Annotated in this window: 13 protein-coding genes; 3 read left to right on the forward strand and 10 right to left on the reverse strand. The window is 56.7% G+C overall.

Features of this window, described 5'->3' with window-relative positions; all coding sequences use genetic code 11:
- The first annotated feature begins 322 nt into the window (after positions 1-322).
- Together yhcN and yhcN-B are read left to right on the forward strand one after the other, a co-directional pair.
- A complete protein-coding gene (gene yhcN, locus SPE70_RS23615; RefSeq protein ID WP_008806679.1) occupies positions 323-586 on the forward strand; it encodes a peroxide/acid stress response protein YhcN in 264 nt (87 codons plus the stop codon).
- A gap of 98 nt (positions 587-684) precedes the next feature.
- On the forward strand, positions 685-951 hold the full coding sequence (gene yhcN-B, locus SPE70_RS23620; RefSeq protein ID WP_008806680.1) for a DUF1471 family stress response protein YhcN-B: 267 nt from the start codon (positions 685-687) through the stop codon (positions 949-951).
- 193 nt (positions 952-1,144) lie between these two features.
- Here yhcN-B and SPE70_RS23625 read toward each other — a convergent pair whose 3' ends face one another.
- From SPE70_RS23625 to aaeX, 4 genes are all read right to left on the reverse strand, one after another.
- Positions 1,145-1,420: a barstar family protein gene (locus SPE70_RS23625; protein WP_008806681.1), complete on the reverse strand. Its 276-nt coding sequence runs from the start codon at positions 1,418-1,420 to the stop codon at positions 1,145-1,147.
- Between the two features lie 79 nt (positions 1,421-1,499).
- On the reverse strand, positions 1,500-3,467 hold the full coding sequence (gene aaeB, locus SPE70_RS23630) for a p-hydroxybenzoic acid efflux pump subunit AaeB (RefSeq protein ID WP_008806682.1): 1,968 nt from the start codon (positions 3,465-3,467) through the stop codon (positions 1,500-1,502).
- Positions 3,468-3,472: 5 nt separating this feature from the next.
- Positions 3,473-4,405, reverse strand: a complete 933-nt coding sequence (aaeA, locus tag SPE70_RS23635; RefSeq protein ID WP_008806683.1) for a p-hydroxybenzoic acid efflux pump subunit AaeA — start codon at positions 4,403-4,405, stop codon at positions 3,473-3,475.
- 7 nt (positions 4,406-4,412) lie between these two features.
- Positions 4,413-4,616: a p-hydroxybenzoic acid efflux pump operon protein AaeX gene (gene aaeX / locus SPE70_RS23640; protein ID WP_002918640.1), complete on the reverse strand. Its 204-nt coding sequence runs from the start codon at positions 4,614-4,616 to the stop codon at positions 4,413-4,415.
- Between the two features lie 131 nt (positions 4,617-4,747).
- Between aaeX and aaeR the strand changes: the two genes are divergently transcribed.
- Positions 4,748-5,677, forward strand: a complete 930-nt coding sequence (gene aaeR, locus SPE70_RS23645) for an HTH-type transcriptional activator AaeR (protein ID WP_008806684.1) — start codon at positions 4,748-4,750, stop codon at positions 5,675-5,677.
- A 35-nt stretch (positions 5,678-5,712) separates the two neighbouring features.
- Here aaeR and tldD read toward each other — a convergent pair whose 3' ends face one another.
- From tldD to mreC, 6 genes are all read right to left on the reverse strand, one after another.
- Positions 5,713-7,158, reverse strand: a complete 1,446-nt coding sequence (gene tldD / locus SPE70_RS23650; protein WP_008806685.1) for a metalloprotease TldD — start codon at positions 7,156-7,158, stop codon at positions 5,713-5,715.
- 88 nt (positions 7,159-7,246) lie between these two features.
- Positions 7,247-11,044, reverse strand: coding sequence for an AsmA2 domain-containing protein YhdP (gene yhdP, locus SPE70_RS23655; protein ID WP_064170692.1), 3,798 nt, complete (start codon positions 11,042-11,044; stop codon positions 7,247-7,249).
- A gap of 37 nt (positions 11,045-11,081) precedes the next feature.
- The gene (gene rng, locus SPE70_RS23660; RefSeq protein WP_008806687.1) at positions 11,082-12,551 is read right to left on the reverse strand and encodes a ribonuclease G; all 1,470 of its coding nucleotides are present in this window, start codon (positions 12,549-12,551) and stop codon (positions 11,082-11,084) included.
- 2 nt (positions 12,552-12,553) lie between these two features.
- Positions 12,554-13,135 carry a Maf family protein gene (locus SPE70_RS23665; RefSeq protein WP_008806688.1) on the reverse strand — a complete coding sequence of 194 codons (582 nt, stop codon included), beginning with the start codon at positions 13,133-13,135 and terminating at the stop codon, positions 12,554-12,556.
- Between the two features lie 7 nt (positions 13,136-13,142).
- On the reverse strand, positions 13,143-13,631 hold the full coding sequence (mreD, locus tag SPE70_RS23670) for a rod shape-determining protein MreD (protein WP_008806689.1): 489 nt from the start codon (positions 13,629-13,631) through the stop codon (positions 13,143-13,145).
- Complete coding sequence (gene mreC / locus SPE70_RS23675; RefSeq protein WP_008806690.1) at positions 13,631-14,623, reverse strand: rod shape-determining protein MreC; 993 nt, start codon at positions 14,621-14,623, stop codon at positions 13,631-13,633. The genes mreD and mreC overlap by 1 nt, the downstream gene beginning before the upstream one ends.
- Between the last annotated feature and the right edge of the window lie 63 nt (positions 14,624-14,686).

Genomic DNA, 14,686 nt, shown 5'->3' on the forward strand with positions numbered 1-14,686 from the left:
ACGCCCCTCACTCCAACAATTATTTAACATTTTGTGTGATTTAACGCGTCTATACGTTCTTTTACTTAAGGGAAACGCCTAAAACGCACAAAAGATCAAATTCGCATACCTTTATGATTTTATTAGAAATAAATCTTATCACTGCGGATAAGTTGTCATTTTTAATTCTTATAGGTTATAAAAAGCGCAATTCATTGTAACTATTAACGCGCAAAACAATTAGCATGGTATTAATATTTTTGGTGATTAGTGTATACTTGGTTTTGTGATGAGGGTCACGAAACAAAGACCCTCAACAAAAAGATTCGACGAGGTGAACATCATGAAAATCAAAACCACTGTAGCAGCACTCAGCATCCTGTCCGTCGTGTCGTTTGGCGCTTTTGCCGCTGACGTTATCAACAGCGAGCAAGCCCAGGGCCGCGAGGCCATCGGCACAGTTTCCGTCGGCGCGGTAGCCTCTTCCCCGATGGATATGCATGAAATGCTGAACAAGAAAGCGCAGGAAGAAGGGGCTTCTTCTTATCGCATTATCGAAGCCCGCACTGGCGACCACTGGCATGCCACCGCTGAGCTTTATAAATAAGTTGTAGTTCGTCAACGACTAATCCGACACAGATTCTCTACCGCGGCCTGGGCGCATACATCCCCCGCCGCGGCAAAACAAAGACTGGAGTAAAGATTATGAAACGCGCAATGATCATCGCATCCCTTGGCCTGGCTTCCGTTCTCTCTTTCGGCGCAAGCGCGGCCGTTCAGCAAGTTAACGCTGAACAAGCACAAAACCTGCAGTCCATGGGCACCATCTCCGTATCCCAGGTAGGTAGTGCGCCAATGGACATGCGTCAGGAGCTGGCCGCTAAAGCCGAGAAAGAAGGCGCCAGCAGCTACCGTATTATTGAAGCACGTACCGGCGATAGCTGGCACGCCACCGCTGAGCTGTACAAATAAACCCTCGTCGTCTTATTTCGACGACTTGCCCCCGCCTGCCGGGGGCTTTTTTTTGCTTCATCGCCGGCCCCGTCCGGAACAGCGATGTCTCAATGCGCTCCCCTGGTTCAGAAACACGTCCGTCACGGTCGGCGAGGCGCGCAACCTCTGGAGGGAAGCCTTCACCAATATTCAACAGATTAGAAATGAACGTTTAGCCATGCCGGGCGTTAAAGCGCAACTCCCCCTCCAGCTCCTCTTCTGCTTCATCAAATAATAAAATCAGCGCGCCGAAGCGCCGACGCTGCTTGTCGTTTAAATGAATAAACTCAATATCCAGCGGCAATGGCAGCAGCCCACCAGTCACCGCGTCCCACAGTGAATCGAGGTTGTTGACCTTATCCTGAGCCAGCTCAAAGGTTCGGGAAAACTCCCGGTAGAAATCCTGTTGTTCGGCGATTTCGTCAAAATCAAACGTATAGGTGGTCATGGCAGCCCCTCCCGCTTCTCTTCCTGTCGCCGTTAAGTATAGCGATAAAAAAACCGACGCCTGGGCGTCGGTTTAGGGGTTAACTGCTGGTCAGCACATGCTGGTACTTGTGCAACATCTCAACCAGCCGCCGCACGGGCTCGGTCACCTGGGGCGAAGCCTCCCAGACCCGCAACTTCTCCTGATAGACATCAAGCTCAGCCAGCAGCTGGGTAAAGTAGCGCCGACGCTTATCATCACTCCCGGCGGAGATCACATGATCTGCGGTACGTCGCAGCTGTCGATGGAAGGCCGACAGATCGTCGTTCACCGGCACGGGCGCATCACGCAGGCGCTGATGGGCAATAATCAACGTCAATGCCAGACGGAAGCGGGCGACATCGCCGGGGAACTTATTGAGCAATAAAAACAACTGCTGATAGAGCGCGGGCAGATGGTTCTCTTTACGACGCGCCGAGTTCGTTGTCAGCGAAGAGACCGCCGCAGAGACAAACTGATTCAACAGCACCCGACCGGTTCTGGCCCGAGAATTATCCCTGACAATGAGAATGACCATCAGGGCAAGGAAACAGCCGACGATCTGCCCCAGCGCACTGTCGAGGAACTGACTGAACTGAAACTGCATCGGGTTATCCAGCACCAGAATGTTAATGGTGCTCGCCAGCGCTCCCAGCGATCCGAGACGCCTTTTCTGCACTTCGATACCGATAAAGAACGCCATCGCCGCCAGGCTGATGCAAAGCAGCAGCATGCTCTGCTGCGTCGCCGGCATGATCACCAGGAAGTACAGGGTACCCAGCGGTAACGCCGCCAGGGTGCCATAAAGGAAGTCCATCGCCACCATTCGGGGGTTAGGCAGGCGCATCGCCAGCGCGGTAACGACGGCAATCATCACCATCGCGCCGCTGCCTGAGGTCCAGCCTGTCCACAACCAGAACAGCGTCCCGAGGATACAGGAGACGGAGGTACGCCAGAAGTTCACCATCGCATGGTGGCGCTCAGCAGATTCCACTTTGACCACCGCTTCGCCGCGCAGCACACTATCTTCAATGCGACTGATTTTGGTGTTACCCACCACGCCACGCTTAAGCAATAAGTAGCGCGTAGCGGCACCCACCCAGCTGTAGATGGTGACGGGCGTATTATGCTCGCCTTTCCAGGTCAGAAAACGGCGCATACGCTTCAGCTGCTGGTGGACGTCCTGCACTGTCTCCACCGGCTCGGCGAACAGCTCACGGTAGTCATCCGTCACCATTTCCGGGCGCGAGTTCTGAATCAGGTAGGTCTCGCAAGCCTGGGTGATAAGCGTTAATGAAAGGGTATTGATCGCCTTCAGGCGCTGATTCGCCTTCGCCCAGCGAGAGGATTCCATGATCAGATTACTGCGCATACCTTCCAGCGCCGTGGTGCGACGCACCAGCGCGCCCCACGCCTGATCCACTTCCTCTTTTTCACCGTGGGCGACGCATAACTGCATCAGCTTATATTGCGCAATCAGCAGGTTATCCAGCTCAAGGTCGATCTCTTTTTTAATCGAACGTGGAGAGAACAGCAGGTCGGCGACGATAGCGCTGACAATACCGATGACAATTTCGCTACAGCGTTCGACAGCAAACTGCGGCGCCAGCATCGGATTGGTATGGATGGTGATAATGATAATCAGCGCAGTGTACCCGGCCAGTCCCCAGGCATAGGAGTTCTCGACCTTAACCAGCGACGAAATCCAGGTACAAAACCCGGCCCACAGGCAGCAAACCAGCATCATCAGCAGAGGCGCACGGATCATCAGGATGATGATAATCAGCGCCGCAATACAGCCAATAAAGGTCCCGGCAATTCGCAACATCCCACGATAGCGGATCGCGCCCGAGTAAGGTTCGCCGCCAGCAGCAAAGGCTGGCCCGGCGGCGACGATCGCTGCCGTCAGTACTGCCCAGCGCGGTGTTTCGAGCTGAAAATGGAAACCGACGAACAGCGCCAGCACCACCGCGCATGCAAGCTTAATGGCAAAGCGGAGATGCCGGGGAGCAATGGTATATGTCCCCATAGCGATTAACCGAATTCGCGCAGGCGCATAGCCAGTTTCTGGAAGAAGTTGGCCCGGCTGGTATCGCGGTCTTCTTTACCGGTGATCACCACCGTCGCCGTGGTGCCCGATGGCCACAGATTGCCCTGCTGCTGGTCGAGGCGAATACGCACCGGCACACGCTGCGCCAGACGCACCCACTCAAGGTTGGAGTCGACCGAGGCCATCCCTTTCGAGTCGCTGCTGCTGCTGGCGTTGGTCACCCCTGCAGCGATACTGTCCACTGTCCCTTTAATGGTTTTGCTGCTGCCAAGCGGGGTAATCTCCGCACGGTAGCCAGGGCGGACGCCTTCCAGCTTGGTCTCTTCCAGATAGGCCATGACGTAAAACGTATTCTCTTTCACCAGCGCCACCGCCGTGGAGCCACGGGTAATAAACTCCCCGGTATAGACGTTAAGGTTGGTCACCCAGCCATCCGCGGGGGCGCGAATTTCTGTGCGCTCGAGGTCCAGCCTGGCCAGATCGCGGCTGGCTACCGCTTTCGCCAACTGATGCTCAACGGTTTGCAGCACGTTGTTCGCCTGGTCTATTTCTTCCCGCGACATCGCCTGTATGCCCAGCTTATTACGCCGACCCGCTTCAACGCGCTTCTCCTGCGCTAAGGTCTGGTAGTAGGCGACATCGGCTTCCGCCTCCGCCAGCGCTTTTTGGTAACGAGGTTGGTCAATAACGAACAATACCTGGTCTTTCTTAACCAGTTGGTTATCCTTGACGTTTACCTGGGAAATCAGCCCGGAGACGTCAGGGGCAATCGCCACAATGTCAGCACTAAAGCGCGCATCCCGCGTCCACGGCGAAGCGGTGTAATAGACCCAGGCGCGGAAAATCGCCACGAAAGCCAAAATGACCAGTATCACGGTAATAGCGGTACGGAGGATATTTCTTGTTAGTGTTTTCACATCAACCTCAAACGAACAAGCGCGATATCAAATAAAAAAGGCAGCAATACAGCGCCGTATTAAACAGTGCAGGGTGCCAGACAAAATCGTAAATGCCGGTCGGAACCAGCAGTCGATGCACCAGCCAAAAGATGGCCAGCGACAAAAGCAACTCGAAGAAGATCGGCGGAAACGATAAGCCGAAAATCACGATGACAGGAAACAGACTCATGATGACCTTGAATAAGAAGCGTACAGGTAGTGAGCAGATGCGTTTATTATGTAGCTAACAATATATTAACGTAACGATTGCCGCATTATCTACAATGTGTGATCTAAATCACTTTTAAGCCAGAGTGAATAATGGAACGATTAAAACGCATGTCCGTTTTCGCCAAAGTGGTCGAATTAGGTTCATTCACCGCGGCGGCCCGCCAGCTTCAGATGAGCGTTTCTTCGATCAGTCAGACCGTAGCCAAACTGGAAGATGAGCTGCAGGTAAAGCTGCTCAACCGCAGCACCCGCAGCCTTGGCTTAACTGAAGCAGGTAAAATCTATTACCAGGGCTGCCGTAGGATGCTGTTTGAAGCGCAGGATGTCCATGAGCAATTATACGCATTTAATAACACCCCCATCGGGACGCTGCGCATCGGTTGCTCTTCAACTATGGCACAAAATGTTCTGGCGCGCATAACGGCGGAAATGCTGAAAGAATACCCCGGACTCTCCGTCAATCTGGTCACCGGCATACCAGCCCCTGACCTGATCGCCGACGGCCTTGACGTGGTGATCCGCGTGGGGGCCCTGCAGGATTCCAGCCTTTTTTCCCGCCGCCTGGGCTCAATGCCGATGGTATTATGCGCCGCCAAAAGCTATCTGGCGCAGGCAGGCAATCCGGAGAAACCGGCCGACCTCGCCAGCCATTCATGGCTCGAATATAGCGTACGTCCGGATAACGAATTTGAAATTATCGCCCCGGAAGGGATCTCAACCCGCCTGATCCCGCAGGGGCGCTTTGTGACCAACGATCCCATGACGCTGATACGCTGGCTGACAGCCGGGGTGGGTATCGCTTATGTACCATTGATGTGGGCGATCGAAGAGATCAACCGCGGCGAGCTTGAGATCCTGCTGCCCAGCTATCAGTCCGATCCACGGCCGGTCTACGCGCTGTATACGGAAAAGGATAAACTGCCGCTGAAAGTGCAGGTCTGTATCAACTATCTGACAGAGTATTTTGTCGACGTGGCGAAGATCTATCAAGGCATGCACGGGCGCGGGATCGCCCGGTGAAGCGGTTCCCGGCAGCGCCGGGAACCTGGTCAGGATCAGGCGGTACCGCCGACGGTAAGATTATCGACCTTCAGGGTCGGCTGGCCGACGCCCACCGGCACGCTCTGGCCCTCTTTGCCACAAACGCCAACGCCGTTATCCAGCCGCAGGTCATTCCCTACCATCGAAATCTGCTGCATGGTTTCAATCCCGGAGCCGATCAGCGTGGCCCCTTTCACCGCCTTCGTGACCTTCCCTTTTTCGATCAGATAGGCCTCGGAGGTAGAGAAGACAAACTTACCGGAGGTGATATCCACCTGCCCGCCGCCAAAGTTAGGCGCGAAGATACCGTAGTCGACCGACTCGATAATCTCCTGCGGCGTCGACTGGCCCGCCAGCATATAGGTGTTGGTCATACGCGGCATCGGCAGATGGGCATACGACTCGCGACGGCCGTTACCGGTCGGCGCGACGCCCATCAGACGCGCATTGAGCTTATCCTGCATATAGCCTTTCAGGATGCCGTTTTCGATCAGCACGTTGTATTGCCCCGGCGTGCCTTCGTCATCGATGGCAACCGACCCGCGACGATCGACGATGGTGCCGTCATCCACCACGGTGCACAGTTCAGAGGCAACTAATTCCCCCATATGGCCGCTAAAGACCGAGGTGCCGCGACGGTTGAAATCACCTTCCAGCCCATGGCCGACCGCTTCGTGCAGCAGGACGCCAGGCCAGCCGGCGCCGAGCACCACCGGCAGCATCCCCGCCGGGGCGGCGACTGCCGAAAGGTTCACCAGCGCCATGCGCACGGCTTCTTTCGCCCAGGCATCAGCCCGCACGTCGCCCTCCTGGGAGGCGAGGAAATAGTCATAGCCAAAGCGTCCACCGCCGCCGCTGCTGCCGCGCTCACGCTTGCCATCCTCTTCCACCAGCACGCTGACCGAAAGGCGCACCAGCGGGCGAACATCCGCGGCGAGGGTGCCGTCGGTGGCGGCCACCAGAATCAGCTCATAAACGCCGCTCAGGCTGGCCGAAACTTCCTGCACGCGCTTGTCCGCCGCCCGGGCGACTTTGTCCACCCGGCGCAGAATATCCAGCTTCTCTTCCCGACTCATGCTCTGCAGCGGGTCGATGCTGGTGTACAAAGGGCTGTACTCAACGGCTCCCAGGGTCTGCACTTTGCCATTACCGGTATCACGCACAATCGTCCGCGCCGCCTGGGCGCTCTGCTCCAGCGCCAGCTTGCTAATCTGGTCCGCATAGGCAAAGCCCGTTTTTTCGCCGCTGACGGCGCGCACGCCTACGCCCTGGTCAATGTTGTACGACCCATCTTTAATGATGCTGTCTTCCAGAACCCAGGATTCGTGATAGCTCGACTGAAAATAGAGATCGCCGTAATCGAGGCGGCGCTCGGTCAGTTGACCAAGAATGGCAAACAGATCCTGATGATTCAGGCCATTTGCCGACAGTAATTGTTCACTTACCAGGTTCAGACTCATCGTTATGCTACTCGTTTGTTGCCGCCTGACAGGCGGAAATACAGAAGGCGATCTATTGAGATTGCGGCAATTCCCGGCAATCGTCAAATCATTGCTTTTTGTTGCTACGCGCCTGGCGCAGCACCTCATTGATCTGCGGCTGGTCAATCGGACCAGTAATGCGATAGCGCAGAATCGAGACTTTGTTCCACAGCGGGCCCAGCACCTTGCTGGCGGCAAACACCGCCGCGCCGACGATAGGGTTGACGGCAAAAGCCGCCGCCACGCCGACGGTCGCAGAGATCTCCGGCGCCACCACCGCCTGCAGATCCAGCCGGCGACGCACCAAATCGACCGAACCTTTCATGGCAATATCCGCTTCCAGGCCATCCACCAGCGTATCGTCGGTATGCAGCACGCCATCCTTGATCCATGCCGTACTGTTAATCGAGTCGAAGTAAAAGCCCTCGCTGAAGGTATCGCTAAAGTCGAAGCGCAGCTTACGCAGCAGGGCATCAACGCTCAGCAAACGCAGCAGCTGGCCAGCGTGTCCAGTACTCAGGTCGGTAAACTGTCCCTTGCCGAGGTGGCTTTTAATGATCCCATTGAGCGATGCGACATCGGGCGACCAGGGCGGCGCGCGCCAGTGCAGATCATAGTCGATGTCAAACGGCGAATCCTTCACCGGCGTGGAAACGCCGAAGAAACTGGCAAACTCATCCGTTTTATTGCCATGCAGTTTGCCTTTCAGCGACGTGCGTACACCGGTCGGCGCGCTGACCCAGACGCCATCGGTCGTCAGTCGGCCAAACCCGGTATCCACCAGACCATTGGAGAGCGTTAAGGTATCGCCCTTAATCGCCACATCGCCGTCAATACGGCCATATTTTTGCCCCCACAACCAGCATTCCGCACAGCGCAGCTGCAGATCGGGCCAGCCGTGGAAATCCAGCCGCGTCTCTGCCTGCGGGGCTGCGTTCTTCTCACCGGTCTGGCCATTGGCGCTGGTCGGGTTGAAATAGAGATAACGCACATTCGCCAGCCAGGGCGCATTGTCGCGCATCGTCAGGGTAGCGTTGATTTCACGCCCCTGCGCCTCGACCTGCGAGCCGCCGGCGACCGGCTGCGACATCAGACTGACGTTGTTCCACTGTTGACCGGCAAGCGCCAGCGACGGCGTACGCAGCACAATGCGCTGGGGAAAGAGTATGGTGCTGCTGACTTCATTCGCCGCCCCGTTTTGAAAGAGCGCCAGCCATTGAGCGCCATCCATCGGTGGCAAATTGAGTTCAACCCCAGGCTGGTCAGGCAGCGGAGAGAGCCCCTTGCTGTCCGAAGTAAGGATTGCCCGATCCAACGTCAGCTTATGGTTCAGCAACCAGCGGCTGTTGATATGATTCTTCGCGCCGACGGAGCCGGTCAGGTCGAAGCTGCTCAAACCGCCGGCGACGTTAATTTTGATCGGCATCGGCTCTCCAGCGGGCTTATTGACCGGCGAAGGTAAGTGACTGCTCACATTCTTGAGGTCGCCGTTGATATCAACCTTATAGCTGGCGTTACCATGGTACGGCAGTTCGATAGCGACCTTGCCCTCCCACGGCACGCTGCCGCTCAGCGACTCGTTGACGGCTTTTGGCAGCAACCCGGTATGCGATGGCTGCCAGTTGGCGTTCATCCCGACGTCCACCAGAAACGCTTTTTCGCCCTCCCGGGTGGAAAAATTGAGATTCAGCGGCTGATGAAACCAGGTCGCGCTCAACGTTTCGCTATTGAGATCGCCATTCACGAAGCTGAAATTCCCGCTCAGGTTTTGCAGAGTGGTGTCTAACGGCTTGATAAACAGACTGTTATTCTGCAGACGCACATCGCCTTTCGCGGTGGTCATTTCGCCATCTAAAGGGATGTTAAGATGTAAGCGAGCGCTCACATCCCCGTCCAGTTGCAGGGAATCCAGCGCCGCTCCCAGGGTCTCTTTCAGCGGCGTGGTGTTGAAATAAGGTCCCACCTCTTTGCCCGGGCCTTTGATATCGGCATCAATCAACAGCTTTTCAGCGGTATAGTCCGGGATCGCGGCATCGAGATTGCTGGCGGTGACATTGCCGAGCATCGCTTTATCCGCCCGCATCCACAACCCGTTATTGATGAAGTTGAGGTCGATGTTCAGCCCGGTCAGCGCCGGCCAGTCCGGCTGGAAGGCAAAAGTGGCGTTCTTCAGTGGGACATAAACCTGGAACTGCCCTTCATTATGCGGGTAAGGGAAAAGATGCGGATTGCCGCCATACACCAGCGTCGCATCGCGAGCCTGTCCGGCTTTAATCGCGCCGCTGAGATAGTCCACCAGCGCCTTGCCCATCAGGTTTTCCGGGAAGTAACGCCATGCCTGGCCACCATCATTGGTGCTGATGCCCGCCAGAATGCCCAGCCAGGGATCATCTCCCTGCGGTTGCAGATAGCGGAAGCCGCCGCGGGCGCGGACACCCGTCGCCTGCACGTCAATATCGCGGCCATCAAGCATAAACCCTTTGTCGTTTTTCACCCAGCTGAGGGTGGCTTCGCCAGCGGCGATCTCCAGCGGGGCGCGGAAAACACCGGTATAAGGCATCAGCGCCTGCGTCATGCGGGCGCGCAGTTCCCCGTGCTCAACGCTGCCATTCAGACTGCCGGAAAAGTGTTCCGCTCCCGGCAGGAGTTTCCACTGCTTCCATGCCAGATCGCTCCACTGCGACTGAAAGCGCGTTTTCTCCGTCGCCTGCAGGGGAATATCGAGCGCCAGCAGGTTGATTTTGCCGCTGGGCTGCGTGGTGCGCCAGAGCTCGCCCAGGGAAGGCGCCAGCTTATCGGCGAAGGGCTGTAATCCGCTGAGGCCGCTGAGGGTTAAGTTGCTGGCACGAATGCGTAATTCATCGCTACGCTGATGGTCGTCGCCACCGACGTCCTGCGCCGGGATCCAGGCCATCGCCAGCGCGCCGCTTGGCCAGGGTTTATCGTCGATAGCGATCCGCGTATCGGGAATGTAGAAGCCCCAGCTCTGCTTGTCATGGGAGAGATGCGCCGTCAGGTTATCCACTGACAGGTGATGCACCTCGTCATCCCCCTGCCAGCTGGCGCCCCCTTTTTTCAGCCATACGTCACCGCTGGCCACATCGCCTTTTTCAATGGTCATCCAACCTTCAAGGCTGAAGCGGGCGCTCTTCAGAGCGATATTGTCCTGCATCCAGCGGCCGAGCCACGGTTTGACGTCAATATCGTCAGCCTGTAGCCAGACTCGCCCTTTATTCAGCAGGCCATCCTCATCGCGGAGATCCATCCGCACCTGCATCACGCCATGCTGGCCGGTGAGACTGGAGAGGCTAAGCTGCCCCTCGGCGCGGTGACGGTTCCTGCCGTTAAGCCAGGTCAGCTGCGGGACTGCCAGCTCCGCCCGCTGACCGGAAATGGTCAGGAAGCTCAGATGGCTGTCGCGCAGGGTAAAGTGGTCGAACTGACGTAAAAAGAGATCGCTGATGCGGTCGGTTTTCAGGCTTTCGCCGCCGTCATTGGTCTGAATAGGGGTGTTGGTATGAACCTGCAGCTGCCAGAAGGTAAGATCGCGGAACTGCCAGCGCATATGCAGCAAACTCTGCCAGACGTCCAGCGCCAGGGTCACGCGCTTCACCGCCATTTTGCCGCCGTCTTTCAGCCCGACCTGAATATCACGGACATCTAACGTCGGACCAAAATTTTGCCAGCTGGCGGTGATCTGCGAGGCATCCACCGGCGTGCCGGTAAGTGTGGAAATCTTCTCCAGCAGCTGCGGACGCCAGGCGTCAAGCTGCGGCAACACGAGACGCAAGCCACTCACCAGCAGCGCGACGATAACAATCAATGTTGCCACGGTGAGCAATAAAATCCCGGGCAGTCGCCTCACGCCTCTCTCCTTGTCAGCCGCACAATGACGCGGTGTCTTACATCATAACCACATCGAACTGCTCTTGATTATAGAGCGGCTCAATTTGTACCTTGACCTGCTTGCCGACAAAGATTTCCACTTCCGCCAGCGCGTGCGACTCTTCCCCTTTCAGGGTTTCCGCCACCGCAGGGGAAGCATAGACCAGGAAGCGATCGGAATCATAAGCATGATGCACGCGGACGATCTCACGCATAATCTCATAGCATACCGTTTCAACCGACTTTACCGTTCCGCGTCCGTGGCAGGTCGGGCACTCGTTGCACAGCACATGCTCCACGCTTTCACGCGTCCGCTTGCGGGTCATCTCCACCAGCCCCAGTTGAGAGAAACCGTTGATGCTGGTTTTCACCCGATCTTTACTCAGCGCCTGCTCTAAGGAGTGCAGTACCCGTCGCCGATGGTCTTCATTGTTCATGTCAATGAAATCAATGATGATAATGCCGCCGAGGTTACGCAAACGTAGCTGGCGGGCTATCGCCTGGGTGGCTTCGATATTGGTATTGAAGATAGTATCGTCAAGATTCCGGTGCCCGACAAACGCCCCGGTATTGATATCAATGGTAGTCATCGCCTCGGTCTGGTCGATGATCAGGTAGCCCCCGGACTTCAGCTCAACCTTACGCTCCAGCGCGCGCTGAATTTCGTTCTCCACATCAAAGAGATCGAAAATCGGCTGGCGGCCGCTGTAGTGTTCCAGCTTGCTGGTCATTTCCGGGATATATTCAGCGGTGAACTCAAGTAACGCCTCGTAGGTCAGGCGAGAGTCGACGCGAATACGGTCGAGATGCGCATCGGCAAAATCACGCAGCACGCGCTGAGCCAGGGCCAGCTCGCCGTACAGCTGATAACGGGTCTGATTGCGCTTTTTGCGCTCCATCACCTTGGTCCAGACGCGCTTCAGATAGGCGGCATCGGCGGCCATTTCCTGCTCGTGAACCCCTTCCGCAGCGGTGCGAATGATAAATCCGCCCTGCTCGTCGCAGTAATCTGCGACAACCTTCTTCAACCGCTCACGCTCGGCTTCGCTTTCAATGCGTTGGGATACTCCCACATGGGAGGCGCCTGGCATAAACACCAGATAACGGGAAGGCAGGGTGATATCCGTGGTCAGACGCGCGCCTTTGGTGCCCAGCGGATCTTTGACCACCTGGACCATCAGGTCCTGGCCCTGGCGCACCAGCTCCGAAATATCGCGTACGGTAAACTGCTTTTGCTCCTCACCAGCGACACATTCGGTATGCGGCATGATATCGGAGGCGTGGAGGAACGCCGCCTTATCGAGACCAATATCTACAAAAGCCGCCTGCATTCCCGGCAGCACTCGGCTAACACGACCTTTGTAGATATTGCCTACTATTCCGCGTCGCGCTTCACGCTCAATATGGATTTCCTGCAGAATACCGCCATCGATATACGCGACGCGCGTTTCGGATGGCGTTACGTTAACTAATAATTCAGCCGTCATCTTTATCCCTTTTCTTTACGCAGTGAGTTAAAGTTACTGAGCAACTCATACGTTTCCACCAGCGGTAAGCCGACTACGGCGTGATAGCTGCCATTAATCTTCCTGACGAAGCAACCACCCAACCCTTGAATACCGTATGCACCTGCTTTATCTAAAGGCTCGCCGCTGGCCACATATTCGGCGATATCCTGCTCGCTAAGCAGCCGGAAGGTCACGTCCGTGACCACCAGACAGTCCAGCGTCTGCTGCGTATCTGCCAGCGCCACCGCAGTCATGACCTGATGCGTTTGGCCGGAAAGCAGACGCAGCATTGCTGCAGCGTGTTCAGCGTCGCGCGGTTTCTCCAGCACTTCGCCGTTAAGAATGACAATCGTATCCGCCCCCAGCACCGGCAAATCGCGCGATGCCATCGCCACCCCGGCCTGCGCTTTTTCGCGCGCCAGGCGGACAACATAGTGCTCGGCGCTCTCCTGCGGCTGGCGCTGTTCCTCAATACCGGGAACCAGACGCTCGAAAGTGAGACCAAGCTGAGTCAGCAGTTCCTGCCGACGCGGGGAACCTGAAGCAAGATACAGAGTTGTCATATCAACCTTATTGCACTGCAAATTGCTGACGCACTTTGCGCATCAGCAGGAAGAGCCATGGCCAGAGGACACCGTTTACTACACTACTCCAGAATACTTCCGGACGGAAAGAGACGTTGATCACTAAAAACTCTGCCCAGAAAACAATGATATCCACGGCCAGGGATAACAGCATGACCACCAGCGCTTGTTGCCACAGCGCCAGGTTACGGAACAGCTGATATTTCAGCGCGACCAGATAGGCGATAATGCTTAAGGACAGGGCGCGAACGCCCAGCGTCGAGCCGCTAATGAGATCAAGAATAGCCCCCATCACGAAGCCCGTCCCCACGTTCACCCGGTGCGGCAGGGCGAGGATCCAGTACAGCAGGATCAATAATACCCAGTTGGGCCGGAAAACGCTGATGTCCGCCGGCCAGGGCATAATTTGCAGCAATAGCGCGATAAGAAACGAGAGCCAGATAACCCAGCGTCCCTGGCTACGATAACTTGCCACTATTGCCCCCCTGCAGGCAGAGACGGCTGCGATGGCGTCAGCCCGGTGGCTGGCGCCGGCATCTGCGGCCCCATGGCATCCGGCGCAGGCAGCACCTGCGGCATCATCTGCATCAGGCGCTCGTTAGCCACGCGATGGACCTCTTCCGGGGTCATCGGGTTGGCGCCATTGCGATCGGCGCCCCACAGCAGCAGCAGATAGCGCAAGCGCTGCAGCCCGGCCGTCGGACGCGCCTGAATCACGGTGTAGGCGCGCTGAGTGTCCAGCTTCACCGAGGAGACCACCCCGACCGGATACCCTTCCGGGAAGCGGCCACCGAGACCAGAGGTCACCAGCACATCGCCGACGCGAATATCGGTATTCGCCGGCAGATGCTCAAGCTGGAGATCGTCAGTACAGCCGTTACCGGCGGCAATCACGCGAATGTCGTTACGCAGGACCTGGATCGGCAGCGCATGGGTGGCATCGCAGATCAGCAGCACCCGGCTGGTCATTTTCGCCACGGCCACGACCTGCCCCACTACGCCTTTATCGCTGATAACCGGCTGGCCTTCGTAAACACCGTTCACGCTGCCCTTATCAATAACCACCTGATCGCTGTAGGGGTCGTTGACCGTTGAGATGACCTGCGTCACCATTTTTTGTTCGTCCTGGCGCAGCGGCGAGCCAAGCAGTTCACGCAGACGCGCGTTCTCTTGCTTGTACTGGCCCAGCATCAGCAGATCGCTGTTTTTCAGCAACAGTTCCTGACGCAGCGCGCGGTTTTCCAGTTCGAGCTGATCGCGGGTCGCCAGCGTTTGCGATACGCTGTCGAGGAGTTCCCGGGGACCATTAGAGACAAAGTAGAAAGGGCTGACGGCTGTATCCATGTACGTTCTGATTTGACTGAACGTACCCAGGCGGCTGTCGGCGATAATGACGCCAAGCGCCACCAGCACCGCCAGAATAAGGCGAATCTGTAGCGAGGGGCCACGGCTAAAAATTGGCTTCATAGGCTATGCGTATTCTCGTGTCAGTAAAGACCAGGGGCAGCCGCTAAGCCACCCCAGACCTTC

It is taken from the genome of Klebsiella sp. ZJOU C1, assembly GCF_035620215.1.
Taxonomy (GTDB): Bacteria; Pseudomonadota; Gammaproteobacteria; order Enterobacterales; family Enterobacteriaceae; genus Klebsiella; species Klebsiella variicola.